Raw genomic sequence first — 15,960 nt, 5'->3', positions numbered from 1 at the left:
TACTTTATTTTATTGTGTATTTTGATTGTTCAATTAAACAAATGGTTAAAGCAAAAATTTTAGTCGTGGAAGATGAAAGAGTTGTCGCTCTCAGCATTCAAAATCGACTGGAATCTCTCGGATATATTGTAACCGCCAATGTGACATCTGCCGAAGCCGCGATCGCGGGAATTTCTCAAAATCCTCCCGACTTGGTGTTGATGGATATTCGGCTCAAAGGTAAAATCGATGGAATTGAAGCGGCGGCTCAAATGCGCCAACAGTTTCAACTCCCCGTTGTCTATCTGACTGCCTATAATGACGAGGAGACGCTGGAGCGGGCTAAACTCACTGAACCCTATGGTTACTTGCTTAAGCCCTTTGAATCCAAAGATTTAGCAACCACGATTGAAGTAGCGCTCTACAAACATAAAATGGAGCAACAGCTTCGGGAGCGAGAGCAATGGCTAGCTACGACGCTAAAAAGTATCGGTGATGCAGTTATTACCACTGATCCGCAACAGGCGATCACGTTTATGAATCCGGTAGCTGAGGCGCTAACAAAATGGACGCAACAAGACGCCTTGGGTCAGGATTTGAATCAAATCTTTCTAACTATTAATGAAACGACACGAGAAGCCATTCCGAACCCAGTCACTGTGTCTCTACAAACAGGTAAAACTGTAACTATAGAAAACCATACACTGCTGATTGATAAAGAGGGTGAAGAAATTCCTATTGATGATAGTGCGGCTCCGATTAAGAATGATAGCGAACAGATTCTGGGAGCTGTATTGGTGTTTCATGATGTCATCGAGCAACAGCAAATCCAAGCTTTGCTGAAGCGGACTAATGCCGACTTAGAACAAAGAGTCGCTGAAAGTACAGCCCAATTAAGACAGCAAAACCAACAACTAGAAGCCGAAATTGCCCGACGCCAGCAGCTAGAAGAAGAGTTACGGGTAGCGCTAGCTAGAGAACGAGAATTGAGCCAATTAAAATCTCGAATTGTTGCTACAGTGTCTCATGAATACCGGACTCCGCTGACAACGATTTTGTCGTCTACGGAAATGTTACAAAGATATAGCGATCGCTTGACGCCGGAGAAAAAACAAACCCATTTCCAACGGGTGAAACAGTCGGTTGAGCATCTGACGAATCTAGTCAACGATATGATTTTCATTGAGCAAGCCGAAACTCAAGCCCTAGAATTTAATCCCACTTTGGTTAATGTTGAGGAAATTGTGGGCGAGGTGATTGAAGCGGTGCGCCCTAAATTCACTGAAAAACATCGCCTAAATCTGATCTGCCCTAGTGAGTGCGATCGCGTCTTAGATGGCAACCTACTCCGACTCATTCTGGATAACTTATTGTCTAATGCGATCAAATATTCTCCAGAGGGAGGATTAATTGAGGTAGAACTAACTCCTCAAGCCCAGGAAATACGACTGCGGGTTTCTGACGAAGGCATTGGTATTCCCCCCGATGATCAGGGAAAATTATTCAAAGCATTCTATCGCGCCAGTAATATTGGCATTACTCCTGGTGTGGGCTTGGGATTAGTGATTGTGAAAGAATGTGTAGAATTGCATCAAGGTAGAGTGGAGTTCGAGAGTAAAGTTGGCGCAGGAACCACGTTTACGATAATCTTGCCCGTGGCGGAATCAGTGGAAGGATGAAAGGGTTTTGCCGTAGAGTTTAACTATCTCAGCTTGATCAATCGGACTATTCGCAATCTTGATTTAACCCAGAATCAATCCGATTAATATGCCTATTACCTGGACTCCGGAACAAATCCTCGCACTCGCCCCCGATGCTAAGTCTGCCCAAAATGGTCAAGGCTTGGCACGTTTATCGAAATGGCAAGGATTGGGACGAAATCAGGAGGCGGTGTGGGGAGAATGCCAAGGAAGTGGAAGTAACCCCTATCAAACCCAAATCGATTTAGGTGAAACGGCGTTTAAATGCAGTTGTCCGAGTCGTAAATTTCCCTGCAAACATGGACTCGGACTCTTATTACTCTTTGCCAATCAACCCGATAGGTTTAACCAAAATCAATCCCCTGATTGGGTAAACGATTGGATTAAAACTCGCCGTCAAAAACAGGCGAAAAAGGTAGAAAAATCCGAAAAAGTGGCTGATCCCGCAGCTAAAGCCAAACGCGCCGCCAAACGGGAGGAAAATGTTACCGCAGGGGTGCAAGAATTAGACCGTTGGTTGCGTGATTTAGTCCGTCAGGGATTAGCCAACTTACCGGAAAAAGACTATCAGTTTTGGGATACGGTAGCCGCCCGGATGATTGATGCTCAAGCCCCAGGATTGGCGCGTCAGTTACAGGAGATGTCGGGGATTCCATATACGGGAGTGGGTTGGCAAGAACGCCTCTTGCAACGGTTGGGGCGTTTGTATTTGTTACTGCAAGGATTTCAACGCCTAGAAATATTACCCGCAGACAGGCAAGCCGATATCCGCACGGTGATTGGTTGGGGGCAAAAAGAAGAAACGGCTACCTCAATGATCCGCGATCGCTGGTTAATTTTAGGACAGTGTATCGAAGACCAGGATAACCTCAGGGCGCAACGGATGTGGTTACAAGGACAACAGACGCATCGATTCGCCCTCATCCTTACCTTTGCCCATCATTCTCAACCCCTAGACACCAGTCTCATTCCCGGTACTCTCCTCGACGCCGATTTGGGATTCTTTGCCAGCGCTTATCCGTTGCGGGCAATTGTCAAAACCCGTCACGCCCCAGCCATACCGTTTACACAGATGCAGGGGGAAAGCGCGATCGCAACGGCACTGGCTCAATACACAAATGCCTTAGCTTGTCAACCCTGGTTAGACCAATTTCCCCTCAGTTTACAAGGAGTTATTCCCCAGAAGTATAAATCAGGATGGGCATTGCGCGACGATGCTAACCAGATATTACACCTCGCCCCTAACTTTACAGAGAATTGGCAGTTATTTGCCCTGAGTGGCGGACATCCCATCACCGTGTTTGGCGAATGGAATGGGGAGGACTTTTTTCCCTTAAGTGCTTTTTCCCAAGAGCAGTTTATTGTGTTTCGATAATGTTCGTAGTAAAGGCTTTAGCCTTATATTTTGTTAGGTTTGCTGGCTTCAACCTAAATCCTGTTGGGTTTTGCTATCGCTCTACCCAACCTACAATACCTAAAACTCAGGAGTATTTATGTCTAAGCCCAAAATTTTGCAAGAGGGAACCAGCTATAGTTTTCGTTCCTACTTTGAGCTACCCAATGATACCGATGAAATCCTGGCAGAGTTTGGCTATAAGTTTGAACGCCAGCGCCTTCACTTACCCAAAACCACTCGTGAGATTGAGTATCTTTCGGAGTTACAGCAGCAGTTAGAAGACACGATTCCTTATGTCACTCTCAGTAGTGAAACAGCCAAGCGGGAAATTTTGATTGCGCCAGTGTTGGCGCGAGTGGCGGTAATGTGCCGCCGTTTGCTACGCATTGAGTACCCATTGAAGGTTAATGAGCAACTTCAGGGGAATTTAGATTATTTTATTGAGTCGGAGATGGGATTAATTGTTAATAAACTACCAGCCCTTACTTCGTTGAAGGGCTGGTTTTTGCGTCCAACCCTGTAAGTTTCGTAGCTGATTTCTGACGCTTCAATTGCCCGAGTTGCTTCTGGCTTCCCGCTTGCTTGCGCTTACGGGTGCCAGAAGTAGAGCTAGTGGCATCAGCGTCTACGAGGCTCGTTTCAAACCCCGGCAATTTTCCTTGCGCCCATAAAAGCATTACCAAGGCAGCGGCCAAGTCTCTGTCCATCTCGAAATTACACTCGCTGCATTTGTGAACCCTTTGGTCGAGTGTTTTCTTGTGCTGATGTCCACAATTTGGACAGGTCTGGGATGGTTTTACCTTGCGGGTAGGAACCTCCACAAAGACTCCGCCAGCTTCGACAACCTTGTACTCAATAGCTGAGCGTAACATCCCAAAACCAACATCTAAAATAGACTTGTTTAATCCTGCCTTTTGCTTTTTACGCTTGCCTTTTTGGGCTTTACGGGTCATCTTTGAGACTTCTAGTTTTTCCGTTGCAACGAAGCTATTACAGCGAACTATTTCTGTGGCAACTTGGTGTACCCAATTAGCTCTTTGATTAGCAACTTTACGGGTTGCTTTACTGATTCGAGCTTGGGCTTTTTTCCACCGACTAGAACCCTTCTGTTTTTTCTTTCGTAGTGGTGCTACTTTACGTCGTTTGTCCTTGGAAAGATGCTTGATTTTCTTCTCAGCATTTCGTAAAAACTTAGGGGCCTCCACAAAGGAGTGGTTTTCACCATCAGTAATTGCCAGTGCGGACTTGCATCCAAAATCAATACCTACAGCACCAAAATCAGTTTGCCTTGCCGCCGCCTGCAATTCAGTCAAGTTAACAGTTATACTGGCATACCATTTCCCATTGCGGTAGACAATCGTACAAGTTGTTGGTGTCCCCCAGTTACGAGCTTTTCCTCGCATCTGAATAGAACCGATTTTGGCTAATTCCAGATAACCGTTATCACCCGTTGTGTGAACTTTCCATCCAGTCTTACTTGGATAAGTCCAGCCTGAATAGTGCCTAATCGACTTGTACCTTGGTCGTTTACCCAACCCTTTAAACCACCTCTGAAATGCGTAGTCAACGCGCTTCAATGTGGCTTGCAGAGTCATGCAGTTACACTCTTTATATTCTGGCCAAACTTCCTTAAAAGCTGGTAGAGAGTTTTGCTGCTCGATGTAATCAACTCGATGAGCAAACCTTTGGTACTGGGTAAACCGATTGGAAACCGCCGCGTTGTACAGGTCTTTGTGCAACTTCCGGTGATACCGCAATATTGCCGATTGTTTCTTATTGGGGTATAGCCGAAAAGTTGCACGTCGAACTGGCATTTGCTGAAACAAAGAAGTTTTGATACTTTTAGCACATTCAGCTGGGGGTATGTCAAGTGCAGCCAAGAAAGGGTTCACACTCTGTATTCGGGTCTTCCGGACAAGCGTGTGCTAAACTATCAGTCTTAATAGCCACAGAGCAAACTGCACAAGGACTATAGCATCTAAGCTCATCAAAACGGCTTGAAATCCGGGTTGAAATGGTTGAAGCTCTTGCTGTCCATAATTTTGGACTTTCCAACTAACAATGCGAGCACACCAACTACGGAAGACCCAGAAGAGCCGCAAGATTGATTGCCTCCGTCCCTACGGCAATCCGCTATCCCTCCCCACCCTACAGCCGTTCATTCTTGCCTGACGGCTACGAAAATCCGTCTGTTGAGGGTGGGGACTCCCGCGATACGTTGAAGCGAAGCGGGATGATTTGACGCGGGGGTTCACTCAACTGGCGGTGGAGTTGATTGCGTTGGCAATGCTCCAGGAATCACCGGAGGTGTTGTATGGAGTGGTGACGATTGGGGAGTTGTGGGTTTTTGGTAAGTTAGAGCGAAGTACGTTAACCATTATAAGAGATATTGGGTCTTATACCTTGCCCGATGATTTGAGAGAGTTAGTAAATATTTTAGTGGGAATTTTAGAGTAAAAGGGTAGAAGGGTTAACTAACAGTAATAGAGTAATCAATTCAGAGGAACCTGTTCGATTAAAATCGATTTAACATCCTATCTTCGGTAAAGCCTCCATGAGTCTCTGGCAAGACGTAATCACCACCGCCTTAGTTGGCACAGAGAGACGAACTCTCACCCTTACTCCAGCTACTAACCCACTCAGTCAACTTTTATCCCAACTTAACTCTACTGACCCAGAAGCCACATTACTCAGCGCGGCTGGGACAATTTCTCTCTATCACCGCGCTGGACAACGCCCGATTACCGATAACCAACCTTTACCCGAACCTTGTCCACCTGAAGATAAACCTCCCTGTAGCCCCCGCGCCGCCCATTATCTGAAATTGATGCTACAAAAAGAGCGGGTAAAACTGTTACCGGAATGGTTAGCCAGTGCCGCTACCGCCGGATACCGTGTCCCCGACTATTGTTTACCAGAGTTACTCGAAGTTGGACGCACCTCACCTCAGTTACGCCCCGCGATTCTCCCGGTTTTGGGTCAGCGAGGACGTTGGTTAGCCACCCATAATCCGGATTGGAATTATGTGGGAGATGAGGATATCGAACAAACGTGGACAACTGGAAGTCTAGACGCCCGCAAACTTCTATTGCAACATCTACGGCGTGAACATCCCGCCTCAGCACGGGAACGACTTGTAACTGTGTGGCAACAAGCATCATCAGATGTCAGAATTGCGTTGTTAGACACCCTGCAAATTGGCTTAAACCTGGAAGATGAGGCATTTTTAGAGATGGCGCTGGATGACCGTCGTCAAGAGGTGCGACGCCAAGCGGCTAATTTATTAGCACAGTTACCGGAATCAAGTTTATGTCAGCGGATGAAACAACGCATCCAATCGGCTATCACATTTCGGCGCAAGCGTAACCGTTTACACCTGGATTTTATCCTCCCAGATAATCATGACCAAGAGATAACTAGAGATGGGATTGATAGCAAACAGCCACCTCAGTTATTAGGCAATAAAGCCTGGATAATTTTACAAATCGTCGCCGCGACTCCCCTTTCTCTGTGGTCAGACCTTCAGGAAGAATCCCCGACTGAATGGATACAAGCTGCAAAACGGAGTGAGTGGGATCATTCCTTGGTTGAAGGCTGGGCGGTAGCGGCGATGCGCCAACAGAATCCGGACTGGGCAGAGGCTTTACTGCCGTTTTATGGTACGTTTAAGGGCTATTTAATCCCGCAAAAGCAATTAATTTCTGGATTAATAAATGTTCTCTATCCTGAACAAAGGAATAGTTTTTTTCTGAATTTATTCCCATCTAGTAAGGTTCCCTTCAATAGTAAAGATCCGGCGTTTAGTTTATTAACCCATTGCCATGTTCCTTGGAGTATAGAACTAACCGAGATTGTTTTAGACGGTGTGCGCCGCTATCTGAAGAAGACGGATAATCCTTACGATTGGTCGCTGTCTACTGGACTAAAAGAGTTTGCCTATTTTATGAGTCCTGATATTGTCCCCGAACTTTCGACCCGTTTCAACAATATTGTTCCGCAACGGTCGGCTTTAGCCTCCTATTGGACAGAAATTATCGATGAAGTATTGGCAGTTTTGAGTTTACGCTATGAAATGGACAGAGAAATTTGAGCGTCAAAGGACATAAGGTAAAACCCTTTCATACCCTTGCACCGCTATCAGGGAAAATGTATCATTGCTTCCCCAGCTTCCCCAGCTTCCCCAGCTTCCCCAGCTTCCCCAGCTCCCCCAGCTCCCCCAGCTCCCTCATCTCCCCCAGCTCCTTACCCCACCAAAACACTTATTCAGCAGACTTTACTTATTGGTCTATATCTGCCAATAAACTTAATAAATCTTCCCAATTATTCAACTCAAACATAGCATCACTTAACTCTTCTAAAGCTGACAAAGACAAACCTTCTACTAAGCTATTGAGTTCCGCTGTCTGGTCTGGAAATCGCTTGTTCAGCAGACGCAGAACTAAAGCGCGTGCTTCTGTAATGCGACCTTCCTGACGACCTTCTTGGCGACCTTCTTCGGTAGCATATTTGATGCGTCCTATCTCATCTCGCAACTGCATAGCTCGACGACTGACTTCCTCAGCTTCTGCTGGTGTCAGGTTCGCTTGATTGGCTATCGTTAACGCTTTTTCTATTGCCCTAACTTCTGCCAAACTTTCTGGGATTTCTTCTAAGTCTTGAGCTTGCGTCATAAAATAAATCCATTTCTCTGCCAAGGTCTGTAACTCTGGCAATTTTTTCACAAATCTCGGTAATTCTACAAAAATTAGCTGCAATTCATGTTCAGGATATTCAGATGAGCTTTCTTTGTCTTTGAACACAAAATGATGAATACATTTATGGCTTTCTTTGAACAGAATAAAATCGGTGATTGTTACGGCAATAACTGGCGTAATCTCCAGGTAATAGTCTTTTGATGTCAACTGATTAGCATAAGCTTTGCAGAGATTGTAAATCCCTCGCTTATGAAAAGCGGCTATCCGGGCGACCTGGATTTCAATGAGAACAATTTCTCCATTATTTAGAACAGCCCTGATATCCAAGTAACTATCTTTTAAGGTTTCAACCTGACCAGGGTTGTAAGGGTTAACAATGGTTAAACTAGAAATGACATTCTCTCCATTGTAGACGATTGCATTTAAGAAGCTGATCAGAATGTCTTCACTTTGGTCTGAACCAAATATTTTTTTGAAGGCATAATCTATCTTTGGACTAATAAATTTACTCTTAGTCATGATTTATTCCTGATTTAAACTATTTCTAAGTACCTGGACGTAAACGTAGGCTGTACTAAGTTTTGTAAATAGTCCTCAAACCCTTACAAAGGACGTAGCTTGCTTCTCAAGGGAGCGAGTATGACAAAGGAGGAATGACGACTCCACTGTTAACTTTTATTGTACCTACCGACTGACTGACTGGTGTCTCTACAGAAGGACTAAATCTAACGAATTGAGATAAAGTTAGTTTAATATAGCAGGTACGGAAGAGTCTTTTTCAGGACAAACAACGGTGAATCGTTCAAAGCTAAACCCTCAAAACTTTTTATTGCGTGAACATGCGGAACAACAGTTTGCTGAAGAGTTGGCGGAATTGGCAAAAGCAGATCAACGCCAGCGCCCGCCGAACTGGAATTTATCCCCCTGGGCAGTCACAACATATCTATTGGGAGGTACACTGGAGAACGGGTTTGTGGTATCGCCCAAGTATATTGGCGATCGCAGACTGATCGAAATAGCTGTTGCTACCCTCACCACAGACCGATCATTACTGCTGATGGGGGTTCCGGGAACCGCCAAGTCATGGGTATCAGAACATTTAGCCGCCGCTGTTTCTGGGGATTCAACGTTACTGATTCAAGGTACAGCCGGAACCAGTGAAGAATCCATTCGCTATGGGTGGAACTATGCCCGATTACTGGCAGACGGTCCCTCGATGGAAGCGTTAGTGGCGAGTCCGCTGATGGTGGCGATGCGGGAGGGTAAAATTGCCCGGGTGGAAGAGTTAACTCGGATTCCGGCAGATGTCCAAGATACGCTGATTACGATTCTCTCGGAAAAGATGCTACCAATTCCTGAATTGGGGGATGAGGTGCAAGCGATTAAAGGCTTTAATATTATCGCCACAGCGAATAATCGCGACAAGGGTGTCAATGACTTGTCTAGCGCCCTGAAACGCCGTTTTAATACCGTTGTTTTGCCGTTACCGAAAACCATTGATGAGGAAGTTGAGATCGTTCAACAACGAGTCGAAAGCTTAGGACGTGCTTTAGAACTCCCGGTGCAAGCCCCTGCTTTAACTGAAGTCCGGCGGGTGGTGACGATTTTCCGCGAATTGCGTAGCGGTATCAGCGACGATGGTAAAACTAAACTAAAATCTCCCAGTAGTACCCTGAGTACAGCCGAGGCAATTTCGGTGGTGAATAGTGGGTTAGCCCTAGCCGCCCATTTTGGCGATGGACACCTCAGCGCTAAGGATATTGCTTCGGGACTGGTGGGTGCTGTGGTGAAAGATCCGATCCAAGATACGTTAGTGTGGAACGAGTATCTTGAAACTGTGGTCAAAGAACGCAAAGACTGGACAGACCTGTATCGTGCTTGCCGAGATGTTGGCTATTAGGATCAAGTTGTTTCAGTCGGCGACTCCTGTCGCTACCATTACCTGTAGTGCTTGAGCATAAGTGAGATGTTGCCCATAGAACCAACTCCAGAGTCTTCACCCTCATCGGATCAGTCATCTACTGATGCGGTAAGTTCTGATACGTCTGATTTTCCGGAGGGACATGTTCTCATTGTTCAAGATGACCGAGGACGACATCGGTTTGTCCTAGACCGTGAACTCTATTCCATTGGCAGAGAACATGATTGTGATATTCGGCTGTTCTCACAGTTTGTCTCCCGTCACCACGCCACGTTAATGCGAGTAGAGGGTGAGGATGGCCATGATGCCTATCGCATTGTTGATGGCAATCTCAAAGGGAAGTTAAGTTCTAATGGCTTGTTAATTAATGGTCAAAAGCACCAAAGCTATGAATTGCAAAATGAAGAGGAGATTGTCTTTGGTCCTAATGTGAAGGCGATTTACTACCGAGTGCGTCGGGATCAGGTGGAGGGTTAATTGGTCATTGGTCATTGGTCATTTGTCATTTGTCAGCGTTTCAATTAAAGTTAGCGGTGGAGATTAGGGAACAGGGAACACCTCGGCTGCGCTCGGTGTGTCACAGGGAACAGTAAGGGTTTGAGGCTTGTTTACATAACTTAATCTAGTTAAGTTTATTTCCACCAACCTACTTAGAAGCCAAAATTAGAACTATTGACGCTAAAAAAACGAATTAGCCCTTGACTTTGCGGGAGATTTTAGGTACTTTTATATCATGGAAAAATGTGCCGTCCTATAGACCCATATCAACTGTAATTCGTAGTGGACTGACCCAGCTAAAATGGTGGAATAGATTTGACGTTTAAACCGGGCGCAAGCCTTGCGCCCCTACAATTCTAATCCACCAAATAAGGTGTGCCACGCCAGTAGGGTAGGTTAGGCGGTAATTAATTCACAACACAAATCCTTTAATTGGCGCTTCGCCGTAACCCACCACGTTGTCAAAATAATGGATCTCCCCGTAACGATAGTGGGGCGAGTCGAGATAATTAATGGATCTCCCCGTAACGATATGCAGCGACTCGCCCCTACAGCCCCTACTTTTCCTAACTGAATAATATGAAGTTTAAATGCACAACAGCTTAACCCTGTCCTCAGGTACATAGGTAACGGTTATTTTACTTACGCCTTAAGATACAGTCTCATCTAAATCTTAAGAGTCATGGCAAGAACGGGTTGTTTTTCTTACAGTTAGGTATAGTCAGTTTTACTGAATAGCTATCCCCATCGTCTCTAAACTTAGTTGTATCGAACTAAATCAAACAGATAGCCAGGATTAGGATGGATTTTGGGGTTCAACGTGAGATTGTAGGCATAATCTTAAGCAGCCAACCTGTAGTGACTGCCTCGGCTTAGGCAAAAAAGCAGGGGTGATTGGTGCGGATGAGTAATTTGAAACCCTACTGCACTAACAACAGTGATTCAACTCTCTAGTGAAGGTTGAATTCATTTCACCACTAATGGCTGTTAAAGCCATCTATATTTTCGACCTATCCCAACGGGTAAAACGTAATCTAACTCACACGGATACAACTATGACGGCTACCTATAACTTCAACCTCGTTCTCCTTTCTATTGCTATTGCCATTATTGCGTCTTACACCGCACTCGATTCGGTGGGGCGTGTCACCGTGGCAAAAGGGCGAACTCGCCAGTTTTGGTTAGCTGGGGGTGCGGTGGCGATGGGGATTGGCATTTGGTCAATGCATTTTATCGGTATGTTGGCGTATAACTTGCCGATTCCGATATCATACAACCTTTCTCGTGTCTGGGTGTCGCTGCTGGTGGGAATTCTGGGTTCGGGAGTGGCGTTGTGGCTGGGTTCTCGTCCTCATATAAGGTGGCTGCAACTATTCTTGGGTAGTGTGTTTATGGGATTAGGGATTGCCGCGATGCATTATACGGGGATGATGGCAATGAAATTAGAAGCAGTTGCCCATTATAACCTGACGCTGGTGGCGGTTTCAATAGCGGTTGCGATCGCAGCCTCTTTTATTGCCTTAGGGTTAGTATTCCAATTGCGGCATATCCAGACTGATTCGAGAACCTTACCCAAGCTGGCGAGTGCGATTGTTATGGGATTAGCCATTTCGGGAATGCATTATATCGGGATGGCGGCGGTTCACTTCCAAAGGGCGGATTCCCTGGTTCTGCCTTCATCCTCAACGATTGATAACCTGTGGCTGGCTCGATTTATCGCTGTGGTGACGTTGTTTATCTTAGCATTACCCCTAATTGTCTCCTTATTTGATCAACGCCTGAATGTGGAGAAGGCAAAAGCCGAAACCTTGCGCCAAAGTGAAGAACGGTTTCAGGCGTTGCTGCAAAATGCTTCTGATTTCATCACCGTGGTGACAGCCGAGGGGATGATTCGCTATACCAGTCCTTCCTTACCCCGTGTGTTGGGCTATGACACGGAGGATTGGCAAGGTAAAAGTATCGGGGAATTTGTCTTAAATGACGATAATCCCATCGCTGATAGTCTGTTAACCCAAGCCCTGGATTCCCCTAACGCTAATGTAACGGTTGAATTGCGTGTACCTAACGCCTCAGGTGAGGTGCGAGAGTTTGAAGTCATCGCCAATAACCTGTTGCGTTTGCCGAGTGTGGCGGGAATTGTCCTCACCTATCACGATATTACCGACTGTAAGCAGACGTTTCAGGCACTGCAAAAGTCGGAACAGGAAGCTCATTCCCTTGCCCAACGGGAAGCTTTACTCAATTATCTAGGGCGAGAGATTCGCAATTCTTTGGACGTGAATACAATTCTAGACACGGCTGTTTTCTCGGTTCGCAGCTTGTTAAATCTCGATCGCTGTCAATTCCTCTGGCGCACCCAGAATCAGGGAAAACCCAGTATCGCCATTACTCACGAGGCGCGAAAATCGGGTTTACCCAGTCGCGTCGGGTACTACTCGAATCCAGAAGTCATCTCTTTGATCCAATCCATCCAGGATTTAGAGATGATTCAGATTAATGATGTCACTAAAGACCCAGACTTGGATACCGCTCAACGGCAACTCCTAACTCGGTCTCAGGTTACGGCTCAACTGATTCTCCCCCTGAAAACTAATTCCGGTCAAATTGGTGCTTTAGTTTGTACCGATTATCGGCAACCTCATGCTTGGAGTCAGAGTGAAGTCGAACTCCTGAGTGCGGTTGTCGATCAACTGGCGATCGCGATCGACCAAGCCCAACTTTATGCCTCTGCCCATAGCACGGCAACGAGGGCGACGGCGCAAGCGAAGGAATTGCAGCAAACTTTGCAGAAGTTACAACAAGCTCAGGCGCAATTGATTCAAAGTGAAAAGATGTCCAGCTTGGGTCAAATGATTGCTGGGATTACCCATGAACTGAATAATCCGGTTTCGTTTATCTATGGAAATATTAAACCCGCTCATCAATATGCCCAAGACTTGCTGCGGCTATTAAAGCTTTATCAGCAGCATTATCCCGAACCCCCGGCTGCTATTCAGGAACAAGCTGAGATCATGAATCTCGACTTTGTGATCCAAGATTTTCCCAAACTCTTAGGGTCTCTGAAAATGGGGGCGGTGCGTATCCGAGATTTAGTCAAATCTCTGCGGAATTTCTGCCGCTTGGATGAGGCGGATGTGAAGCCGATGGATATCCATCAAGGAATTGATAATACGTTATTGATTTTGGGTAATCGACTCAAAGCCAAGGAGACTTATGCTCCTATTGAGATTATCAAACAGTATGGTCAATTGCCCCAGGTGGAGTGTTATGGCGGGCAATTAAATCAGGTGTTTATGAATCTCCTGGATAATGCCATTGATGCCCTGGATCATCAATCTCCGCCGTTACAAATCACGATCGCCACTGAGGTGCTAGAGGAGACGGATCATGTCCGGATTCGGATTCAAGACACGGGTCAGGGTATTCCTGAGGACGTTAAAACTCATTTGTTTGACCCGTTTTTCACGACTAAACCCGTGGGTCAGGGTACGGGGTTAGGATTGTCGATTAGTTATCAAATTGTCGTGGAAACACACAAGGGTACATTGCACTGTTTATCCCAACTTGGCGAAGGGACGGAGTTTTGGGTCGATATTCCCATTTCTCAAACTCAAAGTAGAAATCTTGGTGCTTCAGTATCCCCGAAACCGTTACGGGAAACCTGTGAAGTTTAAGGGGTATTTGTCATTTGTCATTTGTTATTTGTCATTTGTTATACTCGCGAAGCGCCAAGCCAGCTACGTCAGTATTCATTTGTTTCTTTTTGATCACGAGTTCGTTCAAACCAATAGAATTGAGAGGTTGCATCTATGAAGATATTACTGTTAGCCACAGCATACAATAGTTTAACCCAGCGCACTCATTTAGAGTTAGCCTATCGAGGGGATCAGGTTTCGATTGAATTAGGCTTAAATGATCAGGTGATGATAGAAGCCGTGGAACTCTATCAGCCGGATTTAATTATTGCGCCGATGCTGAAACAGGTGATTCCGGAAGCAATTTGGCGGCATCATGTCTGTATTATTCTCCATCCGGGTATAAAAGGCGATCGCGGACCTTCGGCGTTGGATTGGGCGATCGCGAATAATGTTGAGTCTTGGGGCGTCACGGCGTTACAGGCAACTGGAGAAATGGATGCGGGGGATATTTGGGCGTCGGTTAATTTTCCGATGCAGCCGATGAGTAAAAGTTGTTTGTATCGCAGCCAAGTGACTCAAGCCGCTATTCAGGCGATTCTACAAACAGTGGAACGGTTTGAGTCGGGAACGTTTACTCCCGAACCTTTAGATTATACAAAACCGGATGTGCAGGGGTGTTTACGTCCCTATATGAAACAGCGATTTCGAGCCATTGATTGGCGTAGTGACTCGACTTCTACTATTGTCCAGAAAATCCGATCTGCCGATAGTCAACCCGGTTTATTGGATTGGATTCATGGCAAACGATATTATCTCTATGGCGCTCATCCTGAAGATACCTTAACCGGAACACCAGGAGATATTATTGCCCAACGCCAAGGGGCGATTTGTCGGGCTACGGTTGATGGGGCGGTTTGGATTTCTCATCTGAAACCGAAAACCCGAAATCGTTTATCCTTAAAATTACCAGCCGCTTTAGTATTGGCGGATGAGTTAGCAACTGTACCGGAATCCGATGTCCCGTTAACGGTTTCTCCTAATCGTCAAACCTATAAAGATATCTGGTATGAGGAAAAAAATCAGGTAGGCTACCTGCATTTTGACGTCTACAATGGGGCGATGAGTACAGATCACTGTCAACGATTACGCGACGCCTTTATTTATGCCCGTAGCCGGAAAACTAAGGTGATTGTCTTGATGGGGGGACAGGATTTCTGGTTTAATGGGATTCATCTGAATGTGATTGAAGCGGCGGATAATCCGGCGGATGAGTCGTGGCGCAATATTAACGCGATGAATGATTTAATTCATACCATTCTGACAACGGATAGTCATCTAGTTATTGCAGGGTTACAGGGAAATGCGGCGGCTGGTGGGGTAATGTTAGCGTTAGCAGCGGATAAGGTTTATGCCCGTCGGGGGATTGTTTTAAATCCCCATTATAAGCGCATGGGATTATATGGATCAGAATATTGGACGTATTCTTTACCCAAGCGGGTGGGTTCTCAAAAAGCCCGGGAATTGACGGATATTTGTATGCCCATGGGGACTCAAGTCGCCCAAGAAATTGGACTGATTGATCAGGCGTTTGCGGAACAACCTGACAGTTTTTGCCAGCAGATTCAATTCGTTGCTGAAGAATTTGCTCACCATCCCGCTTATGGGCAACAATTAGCCCTGAAGCATGAACAACGGCAACGAGATGAGCGGTTTAAACCCTTAGAGGCTTATCGAAATGAGGAGTTAGCTCAAATGAGACGAAATTTCTATGAGCCTGACCAATCTTATCACCAACAGCGGTATAATTTTGTCTATAAAGTTACAGCGTCCCAGACACCGGATCATTTAGCAATTCATCGTCAGAGGGCGGATTCGGAAAAAACCTGTTCGCTGATTTTTGCTGAATGAAAGAGTTAACCTAGGGCTTGCTCGGCGCAATTGTGGTAAGGGCGCACGTCTATGCGCCCCTACAATGTTTCCAACTAATCCGATTTAACCCAGTCGGTAGGGAAAACAGAAGCAGAGTTTGTAGTCCCAATTCCAGAGTTTTGTTGTTTGCTGTTTATCATTAGATCATACACACCAACACCCAACATTCACGAATGACGATCCTCCTATTTCTTATGATCTGTTT

The 15,960-nt window shown here is 45.8% G+C and carries 11 protein-coding genes; 9 read left to right on the top strand and 2 right to left on the bottom strand.

The window, feature by feature from the left end; genetic code table 11:
• Nucleotides 1–41 precede the first annotated feature (41 nt).
• The 3 genes from RIB93_RS22645 (at nucleotide 42) to RIB93_RS22635 (ending at nucleotide 3,598) form a co-directional block, all read left to right on the top strand.
• The gene (locus RIB93_RS22645; RefSeq protein WP_446375862.1) at nucleotides 42–1,658 is read left to right on the top strand and encodes an ATP-binding protein; all 1,617 of its coding nucleotides are present in this window, start codon (nucleotides 42–44) and stop codon (nucleotides 1,656–1,658) included.
• Nucleotides 1,659–1,746: 88 nt separating this feature from the next.
• Complete coding sequence (locus tag RIB93_RS22640; RefSeq protein ID WP_446375860.1) at nucleotides 1,747–3,054, top strand: SWIM zinc finger family protein; 1,308 nt, start codon at nucleotides 1,747–1,749, stop codon at nucleotides 3,052–3,054.
• A gap of 118 nt (nucleotides 3,055–3,172) precedes the next feature.
• Nucleotides 3,173–3,598, top strand: coding sequence for a hypothetical protein (locus tag RIB93_RS22635; RefSeq protein WP_446375858.1), 426 nt, complete (start codon nucleotides 3,173–3,175; stop codon nucleotides 3,596–3,598).
• Here the strand turns inward: RIB93_RS22635 and RIB93_RS22630 are convergent.
• Nucleotides 3,558–4,889 (bottom strand): RNA-guided endonuclease InsQ/TnpB family protein, encoded by a 1,332-nt coding sequence (locus RIB93_RS22630; protein ID WP_446375856.1) that lies wholly within the window; start codon nucleotides 4,887–4,889, stop codon nucleotides 3,558–3,560. The two genes, RIB93_RS22635 and RIB93_RS22630, sit on opposite strands and share 41 nt — an antisense overlap.
• A 424-nt stretch (nucleotides 4,890–5,313) precedes the next feature.
• Here RIB93_RS22630 and RIB93_RS22625 point away from each other — a divergent pair, with 424 nt between their 5' ends.
• Together RIB93_RS22625 and RIB93_RS22620 are read left to right on the top strand one after the other, a co-directional pair.
• A complete protein-coding gene (locus tag RIB93_RS22625; RefSeq protein WP_446375854.1) occupies nucleotides 5,314–5,532 on the top strand; it encodes a hypothetical protein in 219 nt (72 codons plus the stop codon).
• A 97-nt stretch (nucleotides 5,533–5,629) separates the two neighbouring features.
• Entirely contained in the window at nucleotides 5,630–7,165 is a 1,536-nt protein-coding gene (locus RIB93_RS22620) for a DUF5691 domain-containing protein (protein ID WP_446375852.1), read from the top strand.
• A gap of 187 nt (nucleotides 7,166–7,352) precedes the next feature.
• On the opposite strand, the gene RIB93_RS22615 is transcribed toward RIB93_RS22620, so the two are convergent.
• Nucleotides 7,353–8,288 carry an Rpn family recombination-promoting nuclease/putative transposase gene (locus RIB93_RS22615; protein ID WP_446375850.1) on the bottom strand — a complete coding sequence of 312 codons (936 nt, stop codon included), beginning with the start codon at nucleotides 8,286–8,288 and terminating at the stop codon, nucleotides 7,353–7,355.
• A 274-nt stretch (nucleotides 8,289–8,562) separates the two neighbouring features.
• Here RIB93_RS22615 and RIB93_RS22610 point away from each other — a divergent pair, with 274 nt between their 5' ends.
• From RIB93_RS22610 to RIB93_RS22595, 4 genes are all read left to right on the top strand, one after another.
• Nucleotides 8,563–9,669: an ATP-binding protein gene (locus tag RIB93_RS22610; protein WP_446375848.1), complete on the top strand. Its 1,107-nt coding sequence runs from the start codon at nucleotides 8,563–8,565 to the stop codon at nucleotides 9,667–9,669.
• 66 nt (nucleotides 9,670–9,735) lie between these two features.
• A complete protein-coding gene (locus RIB93_RS22605; protein WP_446375846.1) occupies nucleotides 9,736–10,167 on the top strand; it encodes an FHA domain-containing protein in 432 nt (143 codons plus the stop codon).
• A 1,001-nt stretch (nucleotides 10,168–11,168) separates the two neighbouring features.
• Complete coding sequence (locus RIB93_RS22600; protein ID WP_446375844.1) at nucleotides 11,169–13,862, top strand: MHYT domain-containing protein; 2,694 nt, start codon at nucleotides 11,169–11,171, stop codon at nucleotides 13,860–13,862.
• Between the two features lie 135 nt (nucleotides 13,863–13,997).
• Nucleotides 13,998–15,734 (top strand): hydrogenase maturation protein, encoded by a 1,737-nt coding sequence (locus tag RIB93_RS22595; protein ID WP_446375842.1) that lies wholly within the window; start codon nucleotides 13,998–14,000, stop codon nucleotides 15,732–15,734.
• Nucleotides 15,735–15,960: the final 226 nt, after the last annotated feature.

Origin of the sequence: Coleofasciculus sp. D1-CHI-01 (genome assembly GCF_040218875.1) — a bacterium.
Taxonomy (GTDB): domain Bacteria; phylum Cyanobacteriota; class Cyanobacteriia; order Cyanobacteriales; family Coleofasciculaceae; genus Coleofasciculus.
This window is presented reverse-complemented; position numbering and strand designations above follow the sequence as displayed.

What these genes read in the sequence shown, in the direction of transcription:
- RIB93_RS22630 (WP_446375856.1), bottom strand. Translation starts at nt 4,889, where the DNA reads ATGCCAGTTCGACGTGCAACTTTTCGGCTATACCCCAATAAGAAACAA.
- RIB93_RS22640 (WP_446375860.1), top strand. Translation starts at nt 1,747, where the DNA reads ATGCCTATTACCTGGACTCCGGAACAAATCCTCGCACTCGCCCCCGAT.
- RIB93_RS22605 (WP_446375846.1), top strand. Translation starts at nt 9,736, where the DNA reads ATGTTGCCCATAGAACCAACTCCAGAGTCTTCACCCTCATCGGATCAG.
- RIB93_RS22615 (WP_446375850.1), bottom strand. Translation starts at nt 8,288, where the DNA reads ATGACTAAGAGTAAATTTATTAGTCCAAAGATAGATTATGCCTTCAAA.
- RIB93_RS22620 (WP_446375852.1), top strand. Translation starts at nt 5,630, where the DNA reads ATGAGTCTCTGGCAAGACGTAATCACCACCGCCTTAGTTGGCACAGAG.
- RIB93_RS22600 (WP_446375844.1), top strand. Translation starts at nt 11,169, where the DNA reads ATGGCTGTTAAAGCCATCTATATTTTCGACCTATCCCAACGGGTAAAA.
- RIB93_RS22595 (WP_446375842.1), top strand. Translation starts at nt 13,998, where the DNA reads ATGAAGATATTACTGTTAGCCACAGCATACAATAGTTTAACCCAGCGC.
- RIB93_RS22635 (WP_446375858.1), top strand. Translation starts at nt 3,173, where the DNA reads ATGTCTAAGCCCAAAATTTTGCAAGAGGGAACCAGCTATAGTTTTCGT.
- RIB93_RS22645 (WP_446375862.1), top strand. Translation starts at nt 42, where the DNA reads ATGGTTAAAGCAAAAATTTTAGTCGTGGAAGATGAAAGAGTTGTCGCT.